At 69.3% G+C, this 9633-nt stretch carries 10 protein-coding genes and 1 rRNA gene; 9 read left to right on the forward strand and 2 right to left on the reverse strand.

The window, feature by feature from the left end; translation table 11 throughout:
* Positions 1-11: 11 nt before the first annotated feature.
* The gene (locus U8525_RS10135; protein WP_374264231.1) at positions 12-839 is read right to left on the reverse strand and encodes an AAA family ATPase; all 828 of its coding nucleotides are present in this window, start codon (positions 837-839) and stop codon (positions 12-14) included.
* Between the two features lie 129 nt (positions 840-968).
* On the opposite strand from U8525_RS10135, the gene U8525_RS10140 reads away from it, so the two are divergent.
* The 6 genes from U8525_RS10140 (at position 969) to U8525_RS10165 (ending at position 6671) form a co-directional block, all read left to right on the forward strand.
* Entirely contained in the window at positions 969-1613 is a 645-nt protein-coding gene (locus tag U8525_RS10140; RefSeq protein ID WP_374264196.1) for a vegetative protein, read from the forward strand.
* Positions 1614-1723: 110 nt separating this feature from the next.
* Positions 1724-2242 (forward strand): hypothetical protein, encoded by a 519-nt coding sequence (locus U8525_RS10145; RefSeq protein ID WP_374264198.1) that lies wholly within the window; start codon positions 1724-1726, stop codon positions 2240-2242.
* Positions 2243-2779: 537 nt separating this feature from the next.
* Entirely contained in the window at positions 2780-3889 is a 1110-nt protein-coding gene (locus U8525_RS10150) for a 3-oxoacyl-ACP synthase III family protein (protein ID WP_374264233.1), read from the forward strand.
* A gap of 45 nt (positions 3890-3934) precedes the next feature.
* Entirely contained in the window at positions 3935-4552 is a 618-nt protein-coding gene (locus U8525_RS10155; protein WP_374264200.1) for a DUF2378 family protein, read from the forward strand.
* 47 nt (positions 4553-4599) lie between these two features.
* Positions 4600-5115 (forward strand): hypothetical protein, encoded by a 516-nt coding sequence (locus tag U8525_RS10160; protein WP_374264202.1) that lies wholly within the window; start codon positions 4600-4602, stop codon positions 5113-5115.
* 113 nt (positions 5116-5228) lie between these two features.
* Positions 5229-6671 (forward strand): hypothetical protein, encoded by a 1443-nt coding sequence (locus tag U8525_RS10165; protein WP_374264204.1) that lies wholly within the window; start codon positions 5229-5231, stop codon positions 6669-6671.
* Position 6672: 1 nt separating this feature from the next.
* Here U8525_RS10165 and U8525_RS10170 read toward each other — a convergent pair whose 3' ends face one another.
* Positions 6673-7155, reverse strand: a complete 483-nt coding sequence (locus tag U8525_RS10170) for a nuclear transport factor 2 family protein (protein ID WP_374264206.1) — start codon at positions 7153-7155, stop codon at positions 6673-6675.
* A 107-nt stretch (positions 7156-7262) separates the two neighbouring features.
* On the opposite strand from U8525_RS10170, the gene def reads away from it, so the two are divergent.
* The 3 genes from def to U8525_RS10185 form a co-directional block, all read left to right on the forward strand.
* Positions 7263-7802, forward strand: a complete 540-nt coding sequence (gene def, locus U8525_RS10175; protein WP_374264208.1) for a peptide deformylase — start codon at positions 7263-7265, stop codon at positions 7800-7802.
* A gap of 47 nt (positions 7803-7849) precedes the next feature.
* A complete protein-coding gene (locus U8525_RS10180) occupies positions 7850-8548 on the forward strand; it encodes a sterol desaturase family protein (RefSeq protein WP_374264210.1) in 699 nt (232 codons plus the stop codon).
* A gap of 958 nt (positions 8549-9506) precedes the next feature.
* Positions 9507-9633: ribosomal RNA gene (locus U8525_RS10185) — 16S ribosomal RNA — on the forward strand; the annotation flags it as partial.

Consider the following 9633-nt stretch of genomic DNA (forward strand, 5'->3'; position numbering starts at 1 on the left):
CCGTGGGCGCCTCAGGCGCGCGTCCGCCGGCCGCGTCCGAAGGCTTCCGCCACCGCCACCAGGTCCTGCTCCTTCTTGAGCAGCGCGCCCAGGAACGGCAGCTGCTCCTCCAGCTTCAGCTCCATCACGCCGTTGGCCTTGAGCACCGAGATCCAGTCGATGAGCTCGCTGGTGGAGGGCCGCTTGCGAAGCCGCGTCATCGCGCGCAGCTCGTAGAAGACCTTCAGCGCCTGGTCCGCCAGCGAGGCGTCCAGCCCCGGGTGGTGCACGTCCACGATGCGCTGCATGAGGTCGCGGTCCGGGAAGTCGATGAAGTGGAACACGCACCGGCGCAGGAACGCGTCAGGCAATTCCTTCTCATTGTTGCTGGTGATGAGCACCACGGGGCGGTGCTTCGCCGCCACCTCGTCGTTCGTCTCGGAGATGCGGAAGCGCATCCGGTCCAGCTCGTGGAGCAGGTCGTTGGGGAACTCCAGGTCCGCCTTGTCCACCTCGTCGATGAGCAGCACCACCCGCTCCGGCGAAGCGAACGCCTCGCCCAGCGGCCCCAGGCGGATGTATCTCCGGATGTCTCGCACGTCCCCGTCCCCGAAGCGCGAGTCATACAGCCGCTGCACGGTGTCGTAGACATACAAACCATCCTGCGCGCGCGTGGTGCTCTTCACGTGCCAGGTGAGCAGCTTCAATCCCAGTCCCTGGGCAATCGCTTCCGCCAGGAGCGTCTTGCCGGTGCCGGGCTCGCCCTTGACCAGCAGGGGCCGCTGGAGGGTCAGGGCGCAGTTGACGGCGGCCTGCAGGCCCTCGCTCGTGAGGTAGGAGTCAGTGCCGCGAAAGCGAATGGGAGGGGGAGCCGGGCTCATGATGGGTTCCTTTAACATCCCGGGGAATGTTTCCATCCCTCGACAGGCGGATGGGTGTATATCCTGCCCCACATGGCCCCACTTTCCCTTGAGACCGAACTGCGCGACATGGTTCGTCGCGAGTTGCAACTGCAACTGGCTCCCGTTCAGAAGGCCGTCGCCCGGATGGCCCATGGGTTGGATGCATTGGACGACCTGCGGGAGATGATTGAGCGGCTGGCGCCGCTCTCCAGCCGTCTGGGGGCCGTGGCGGGCGTGCGCACGCCTACGCTGGCGCCGGAGCCGGTCCGCCGCCGTCCGGGCCGCCCGCCGAAGGCCGCCCCCGCCGCGAAGGGACCGGCCGCGAGGGCCGCCTCCGCCGCGAAGGCGTCGTCTGCGAAGGCCGTCCCCGCCGCGAAGGCGTCCACCGCGAAGGCGTCCACCGCGAAGTCCCCAGGCCGTCCGGCCTCGCGCGCCGCCGAGCAGGGCCAGGCCTGCGCCGTCATCGGTTGCAAGCGCCAGAGCCGCTCCAAGGGCTACTGCTCGGCGCACTACCAGAAGCTGCGCCTGCTCATCCGCACGGGTCGCCGCCCGGAGACGTGGGTGGATGGCGCGAAGCCGCAGTCGGTCCAGGACGTCACGCTCCCGCGCGGTCGCGCGGGCAGCCAGGCGCTGAAGGAGGCCGCGAAGCCGGCCGCGCCCGCGGCGCCGCCCAAGCCCAAGGCGTGGGTGCGCAAGAAGGGCTCCAACAACATGACGTCGCTGTCCTCCTGACCGGGGGACGTCGCCGCGTGACGGGGCGCCCCGGGCGGCCCGCCATGCGCCCGACACGCGCTGCTTCCTTCGATTGACATGCGGGCCGTGGCGGTGTGAATCCCGGCCCCATGAGCGAGCAATATCCAGTCACCGTCGCGGTCCGCCGTCCCGACGGTTCGGTGGAGCAGGTCCGGGTGGGAACGGCGTACAGGAACGACGACGGCTTCACGCTGCAACTGGGTGAGCTGTCCATGAGCGCCACGCCCGTCGCGGCGCCGTCCCCGGCGTATCGCCGCCCCGCGTCCCCGGGCGCGCCGGCCGGCGGTGGTGGCGACGGCATGCTCCTGCCCAACTACGGCCGCAGCAAGGGCGCCCCCGTCTACGGCGCCAGCCTCCAGGACCTGGAGTTCTACGCCAACGGCGCGCGCCGCTCCCTGGCGGACCCCAGCAAGTCGCGCTGGCACGACAAGGAGCGCCAGCTCCTGGCCGCCATCGAGGCGGAGATCGCCCGGCAGCGCGGCGAGGGCGGCGGTGGCGAGCCCCCCGCGCGCGGCGGAGGCCGGGGCGGCGGTGGCTACGGCTACGGCAATCCGCCGGACGACGGCGACATCCCGCCCCCCGGCGACGACGACAACATCCCCTTCTGAGCGGAGCCGCGGACCCCGCGACCCTGAAAATCGGTCGCGGGCGATCCACCCGGCGTCGTCCCGCTCAAGAGAAGGGGAGCCCGGCGCGGCTTTGCGGGAAATCCGATTTTCGGCGCCCTGCGTAGTGGGGGCCGAGCCCGGTGCGACCTGCTGGAAATGGGGGGAGGCGCCGCGGGCTTGCTGTTCCGTCCACCGCCCGCCCGGTCGGGGGCGGCGGACCCTTGCCGGCGCGGGTCGTCGACAGGATTGCTCAATGCCAGACACCATGTGTGTCTTTGGTGTTACCAGGAGTGAATTGACACATCGCGTGTATTTCAATTCACGTCGGTGGCTTCATCTTTGAAGCATTTCGCATCCCGCTGATTTTCCAGGTATCCAAGACGATTCTGTCCTCACCTGTACTTCACGGATGACGTGTCCAGGAACTGGAACTCCGTCTTTCCAAAGACTTAGGAAGTGGCCTGGAACATGCTCTGTCCTCGTCTGCCGGGGAATCCATCCCGTCCGGCAAGGCTGTGAAATCGCGAGGCCATGGAAATGACCGAACGGGTGTGCGTGGTGGGAGCAGGTTCGTTCGTCCCCGCGAGGACCATCTCCAACGAGCGGATCGCGAAGGCGATCCCCGGTTGGTCGGCGGCCCGCATCGAAGAGAAGATTGGCATCAAGGAGCGCCGGTTCCTCTGGGACTTCGACGACGAGACGGGCCGCGCCATCCCCCCGCCGGACGACGTGCTGGGGCGCCTCTATCCCGCGACGAACACGGACATGTGCGAGGTGTCGCTGCGCCAGGCCCTCTCGCGCGGCGGCGTGGATCCGAAGGAGCTGGACGCGCTCTTCGTGGTGACGTGCACGCCGGACGCGCCGCACTTCAACCACGACGCCATGGCGCTGCACGAGCGGCTGGGCCTGCGCGAGGACGCCTTCGCGCTGGTGGTGGACGACGGCTGCGGCGGCACGCCCTACGTGCTGGACCTGGTGCGCAAGATGATGGACGGCGGCCGCTTCCGCACGGTGGCGGTGGTGGCCTCGGCGTTCACGTCCCCGCTGCTCAACCGGGAGGTCTACACGGACGAGCTGCCGCCCACGCCGGGCCGCCCCAAGGCCCTCAACGCCTACCTGTCCATGTATGTCTTCGGGGACGGGGCGGGCGCGGTGGTGCTGCGCAGGCAGGAGGGGCCGGAGGACGGCCCGGGCATCCTCTCCTCGTTCTCCGGCAACGCGTACGCGGAGCTGGTGGCGCGCCGGGGCGGCGGCATGCTGAAGCTGCCCTACCAGCCAGGTCGCACGCGCCCGGCCGACCTGGCCTTCGTGGTGGATGGCTTCAAGGTCGCGCGCAGCTACCCGGAGTACATGCAGAAGTGCCTGGACGCGGTGCTCACGCCCGCGCTGCGCGCGCAGGTGAAGCGCTACTACTTCCACCAGCCCAACAAGCGGGTGATGGACGCGTTCGTGAGCCGCGCGGGCCTGCCGCAGGAGTCCGTGGCCTGCAACGTGGACCGGATTGGCAATACGTCCGCGGCCGGGATGTTGATTCTCCTGGCGGACGACCTGGAGCAGGGTCGTGTTTCACTCGGCAGTGGTGAGCTGGTGGTGGTGGCGGCTGTCGGTGCCAACGTTCATTATGGGGCCCAGCTCGTGCGCCTGTAGCGCGCACGGGTGTTCATCTCCTCCCCCCCGGAGATTCCCCCCTCTATGAGCGAGCAGCGCAAGGAAGTCACGACCCTGGAGCCGGCCATCGCCCAGGACCTCGAGAAGCGTCTGGCCCTGACGACGCCCGACGACACGGCCCGAGGCATGTTCTTCAACGGCGCCCTGAACGCGGTGCGCATCCTGGGCGGCGACGCCGCGGTGGAGAAGTGCCTGGCGGCGGTGTCTGAGAAGAAGTTCGTGGACTTCTTCAACTACCCGGTGTCGGGCTTCCTGAAGCTGTCCTTCACGGGAGCGCAGCTGATGGGGCCGCAGCTGGGCGGCTTCGACGCGATGTTGCGCAAGATGGGCACGCAGGCCACCACGGACTTCCTGTCCTCGGCGGCGGGCAAGACGCTGCTGCTGCTCGCGGGGGACAGCCCCAAGCGCCTGGTGTCGAACCTGCCCACGGGCTACCGCGCGGCGGTGAGCTACGGCGAGCGCAGCGTGGACTGGAGCGGCGACCGCGCGGGCCGGCTGGTGATGAAGCGGGACTTCATGCCGCCCGCGTACCACGAGGGCGTGCTCCAGGCGGTCATCGAGGCGCTGGGCGCCCGGGGCGTCCAGGTGAAGGGCCGGCAGACGGGCCCGGTGGACACGGAGTACGCCCTGTCCTGGCAGTGACCGGAGCGCGGTCCCCGAGGTCCTTGAAAGGGGATGGGTTTGTGAACATGGCTCACGGACAGGCGGGGGGCTCGGTGCGGCTGCGGTCCGGCGCGGAGTGGGTGTATGCCTTTCGCTCGCAGGAGGACGCCGCGACGCCACCGGATGAAGCGGTGTGCGCGGCGGCGCCCTTCGCGCCCACCGTGAAGCTGGGCGCGGGCCTCTACGTGCCCGCGGGCGACGGCGGCTACGAAAGGGTGGGCTCGGCCACGGCCTGCTTCCGGCTGACGGACCGGGCCTTCACCCCGGGCACGCAGGTGCCGTTCCACGCGCGCTTCCTCCTGCCGGCGGGGGCCTTCACCGCGCAGGGCGAGTGCGTGCTCGTGAGCAACGACCAGCCCCAGGCGGGCGTGGTGCTCGCGGGAGGCGCGCTCAAGCTGGTGGAGGTCCCGCCGGGCTTCGTGGGCGGCGTGATGACGAACCTGAGCGTGTTCAACCCGCTCAAGCTGCCCGGCTTCGCCACGGGCTCGCACTACACGCTCTACACCTTCCGGAAGGAAGGCGCGGGAGCCGCCACGCCCTGAAGCGTGGACCTGGGTGCCGGCCCCTCTCCCGGCACCCCAGGGTGAACAGGGATGTCGGGGTTGCCTGGGAGAATGAGTCCCTGGCCCATCCGATGTCAGCACGAGGGGGACGCATGGAAGGCAGGTGGAATCCGCTCTACGAGTCGCTCGGCCACCGGCCGCCCGCGACAGGCAGGGCCGCGCCGGCGGAGGCGCCGCCGCCGGAGGACACGGACCTGCCCCTCCTCGGTCCCGAGGAGCTGGAGGCGCTCAAGTCCGCCTTCCTCCGCGAGCCGGAGGACGTGCTGCGCTGGACGGAGAGCAGCCTGGGCGCGAGGGTCACGGTGGGCGCGTTCGTGGAGGCGCTGCGCGAGCTCGAGCTGCTCTTCACGGACCCCGGCCAGCTCCAGGAGCAGCTGGACGCGACGGAGCGCCACGCCCGGCAGGGGATGGGAGGGTTGCCCGCGGACTTCACCTTCCCGCTCATGACGGAGGAGATCCCCATCGACCCCACGCGCACGCGCTTCGAGCCCCAGGCGGATCTGCGCGGCTGGCTGTTGTTCAGCGGCCCGGTGTGGCTGGAGCAGGGCGCGGCGCCGCGGCAGGCCCCGTTCCGCTGGCACTTCGGCGCGAAGAGCCGCTTCGTCTATCCGCTGCGAGCGCCGGAGCCGGGCCAGCCGGTGGAGGTGGCGCTCTTCGGTGACTTCGGCACGGGCGAATATGTCTCCCGGTACATCGCCCGGCAGCTGGTGATGCGCGGCGAGCGCCTGGACTGCGCGGTGCACCTGGGCGGCGTCTTCTACTCGGGCCGCCAGGGCGAGTTCGACGCGCACGTGGCGGAGCCGCTGGAGCCGCTGCTCGGGACGACGGCGCTGCTGACGCTGAACGCGCCGCCGGAGATGCGCTCGGGCGCGGGGGCCTACTTCCGCTACCTGGACGAGCGGCGGGGCGCGGGCCCCCGTCACCCGCAGGAGGGCAGCTACTTCTGCCTCGCCGCGGAGCGCTTCCAGCTCATCGGCCTGGACACCGCCTGGTTCGAAGCGGGCCGCCACCGCGAGCCCGCCCTGTTGCAGTGGCTGGAGCAGCGCCTGTCGGAGGGGCGCCGGCGGGGCGCGATGAACATCCTGCTGAGCCACGCGGCGCCCTACGAGCCGGCCGCGAAGCGGCTCGCCCCGCTGGTGACGGAGGACCTTCGCGCGCTCGTCGTGGAGCGCGAGTGGGTGGACCTCTGGTGCTGGGGAGGGGCCCAGGCCGGGGCGCTCTACGACCGGGCACCGGGCCTGCCCTTCCTCGGCGCGAGCCTGGGCCATGGAGGCTTCCCCTCCGAGCGGAGGGATGCCCCGGAGGACCCGGTGGCGCCGGTGCGCTTCTTCGAAGCCCGGCCGCGCTTCCCGGAGTGGACGGGCGTGCGGCAGGACCGGGGCAACCACGGTCACGCGACGCTGTGGCTGCACGCGGACGGCACGGCGTCGCTGCGCTACACGGACTGGATGGGACAGGTGCGCTGCGAGGCGACCCTGTCACGCCAGGGCGCCCGAGGGCCGGTGACGCTGAAGACGCTCGACGTGAGGGAGTGAGTCACGGCCCCTGGAGGCCGCGCTCCTTCATGTACTTGCGAAGGCCCGCGGCGCCCTGCGCGCGCACCTTGTTGTGGAGCAGCGGTGTCCACCCGAGCGCCCATCCCACCGGCCCCAGCGCCTGCCGCGACCAGGTCCAGAAGGGGAACCGGTCGGTGTGGCGGATGATCTTCCCGTCGGCGAACTCGAAGGACGCGTCGATGCGGTTGAGCACCTTCCGGCCGGTCTGGCTGAACGTGTAGCGCGCGTCCCAGTGGGCACGGCCGGTGCGGTCATCGGCTTCCACCTGGCTGAACACGACGTCCAGGTCGTGCCCGCGCTCCAGCAGCATGCGCCACATGGAGGTGACCCCCGCGTAGCGCAGCCCCTGGAACACGGCGTCGTTGAACTCCACGTCCGGGTGGTAGCAGGCGGCCATGCCGTCCGCGTCGCGCCGCTGGAAGGCGGAGTAGAAGTCGGTGATGAGCTGGGAGTGCGGGTGCATGCCGCCCGTCTATCAGACCCGTCCGGTCGCGCGCTCGGGGGAACCCGGAGGGGCAGCGGACGGAAAGTGCCGAGCAATGGAAGGGACCGCGTGGCAGAGTCCGCCGCATGGCTCGCGACATCGTCATCTGGCCCCACAAGGTTCTCAGCTCGCCCACCCAGCCCGTGACCGACTTCGGACCGGCGCTCGAAACGCTCCTCCAGGAGATGTCGGAGGCCATGGCGGAAGCCAAGGGCATCGGCATCGCGGCCAACCAGGTGGGAGTCTCCTTGCGCGTGGCCATCGTCGGGCGCGAGGACGGCACCCAGTTCGAAATCGTGAACCCCCAGATGCTCTCGAAGGAGGGGAGCGTGAAGTACGAGGAGGGGTGCCTCTCCGTGCCGGACGTGTGGGAGAAGTGCCCCCGCGTCGAGCGGGTGAAGGTCCGCTACCAGGACAAGACGGCCCAGTGGCACGAGCTGGAGGCGGACGGGCGGCTCGCGCACGTGCTCCAGCACGAAATCGACCACCTGGATGGCCACGTCTTCGTGGAGCACCTCGGCAGCCTGAAGCAGAAGCTCATCAAGGAGCGCATGCAGAAGCTGCAGAAGTCGCTCGCGCGCCGGAAGGATGAGCCCTCGGAAGGCAAGGCGCCGAAGCGCTCCTGACCGTGCGCGGCGGGGACGCCGGGCGCGCTACGCTCGAGCGCATGGAAATGCGCCCCGTCCCCCGCCAGGTCCAGGCCTTCCGTGAGCAGTACCGGGCCCGTGGCATCGGGCCCGGCTACCGGGGGCAGGCTCACTTCGCCTTCACCAGCGGCGTCTGCCTGGGGGGAATCGCCCTGGCGCTGAGCCGGGTGGAGGCGCCCCGCTTCTGGGAGCTGCTCGGAGTCCCCGCGGTCATCGCGCTCGCGAACACGGTCGAGTTCCTCGGTCACCGGGGGCCGATGCACCACCGCACCCGGGGCCTGGGCCGGGTGTTCGAGCGGCACACCGTCCAGCACCACCGCTTCTTCACCCATGAGGCGATGGCCTACGAGTCCCCCCGGGACTTCAAGATGGTGCTCTTCCCGCCGGTGCTGCTCCTCTTCTTCCTGGGAGCCATCGCCGCCCCGCTGGGAGCGCTCTGCTTCCTGCTCATCTCCCCCAACGCGGGCTGGCTCTTCGTCGCCACGGCTCTCGGCTATTACCTCGCGTACGAGTGGGTGCACTTCGCCACGCACCTGCCGGGCAGCCACTGGAGCGCCCGGTTGCCCGGTGTCGCCTTCCTCCGGCGCCACCACCAGGTGCACCACGATCCCTCCCGGATGGGCCGCCACAACTTCAACATCACCTTTCCGCTCGGAGACGGGCTCTTCGGGACGCGCTGGCGCGCCCCACTGGACGAGGGGCAGGCGGCACGCCGAGGGAAGTGACGGCGAAAGAGGAAGGCCGGAGTTGGGGGTTCACACCCCGGAACGGCGTGCCCATATCCCCGGCGGTCGGGACGGATGATCAGGCCCGGATCAATCCGGGTTTGACGTCGCCGAACCGAAGCGTTAGAGAGTGGACCCCCGCGCAACGAACCGCTGGCCCTCGGGCTACGGGAAGTCCGCGCGGAGGAAGAAAAGGATCGACGAAGGATGTTGATCCCGAACGCGGTGAAGAGGTAGAAGCCGCGCCCCGCTCGAACGGAACCGAAGGCAGCAGCTCGGAACCTGGGAGCGGACAGCAGCAAGCGGTCGCCACCAAAAGGGTTGATCGCGGATGCGGCAGTGGTAGAAGCCGCGCCCCTCGCTTCGAAGCCCGCGCACTGGCGCGGAAGGCACTTCGGGGAGAGCGCAGCACCGACAAGGAAATAGGGCAGTCAACAAGCGGGTTGACAGCGAACGCGGCGAAGGGATAGAAGCCGCGCCCCCACCGAGAAGCAGGCGTCCGGCAGGCAGCAAACGGACGCAAAGCGGTGAGGAAAGCTGACAACGAGCGGTTGACAGGGAAGACGGCGCCGAAGTAGAAGCCGCTCCCCTTCGAAATGAAGCGGCGGAAGTCACTGGACGGCGCCGACGAGCTTCGAAGCGGCCCGCAGGACGCAAAAGCGAAGTTGACGCTGACTGCGAACTGAAATAGAAGCTGCAGCCCCGCCGGTTGAAACCGAATCGGCGACGAAGCAGACGGTAGCAAAAGTCGCGAAGCAAGACAAGCGGCTCGGTCTTTGAAAACCAAATAGCAAGCCCAAGAAGTAATGGATTGCGGAAACCGCAGTCAATTTTTTGAGGGTGCTTCACCTTGAGGGCAGCGCTGAAAAGCGCAGCGAGAGGGGAGCACCGACGAATCAGCGAGCCAAGGTTCCTTAGCCGGGCCTTGGGGGACGCCGGTTCAAGCAAACCAAGAAAACAATTGGAGAGTTTGATCCTGGCTCAGAACGAACGCTGGCGGCGTGCCTAACACATGCAAGTCGAGCGCGAATGGGGAAACCCTAGTAGAGCGGCGCACGGGTGCGTAACACGTGGATAATCTGCCT

The organism is Corallococcus sp. RDP092CA (assembly GCF_041903675.1).
In the GTDB taxonomy this organism is placed as follows: domain Bacteria; phylum Myxococcota; class Myxococcia; order Myxococcales; family Myxococcaceae; genus Corallococcus.

Excerpts from the sequence above, each read along its gene's own strand:
- def (WP_374264208.1), top strand. The coding sequence starts at position 7,263 with ATGGCTCGCGACATCGTCATCTGGCCCCACAAGGTTCTCAGCTCGCCC.
- U8525_RS10170 (WP_374264206.1), bottom strand. The coding sequence starts at position 7,155 with ATGCACCCGCACTCCCAGCTCATCACCGACTTCTACTCCGCCTTCCAG.
- U8525_RS10150 (WP_374264233.1), top strand. The coding sequence starts at position 2,780 with ATGACCGAACGGGTGTGCGTGGTGGGAGCAGGTTCGTTCGTCCCCGCG.
- U8525_RS10145 (WP_374264198.1), top strand. The coding sequence starts at position 1,724 with ATGAGCGAGCAATATCCAGTCACCGTCGCGGTCCGCCGTCCCGACGGT.
- U8525_RS10180 (WP_374264210.1), top strand. The coding sequence starts at position 7,850 with ATGCGCCCCGTCCCCCGCCAGGTCCAGGCCTTCCGTGAGCAGTACCGG.
- U8525_RS10155 (WP_374264200.1), top strand. The coding sequence starts at position 3,935 with ATGAGCGAGCAGCGCAAGGAAGTCACGACCCTGGAGCCGGCCATCGCC.
- U8525_RS10140 (WP_374264196.1), top strand. The coding sequence starts at position 969 with ATGGTTCGTCGCGAGTTGCAACTGCAACTGGCTCCCGTTCAGAAGGCC.
- U8525_RS10165 (WP_374264204.1), top strand. The coding sequence starts at position 5,229 with ATGGAAGGCAGGTGGAATCCGCTCTACGAGTCGCTCGGCCACCGGCCG.
- U8525_RS10160 (WP_374264202.1), top strand. The coding sequence starts at position 4,600 with ATGGCTCACGGACAGGCGGGGGGCTCGGTGCGGCTGCGGTCCGGCGCG.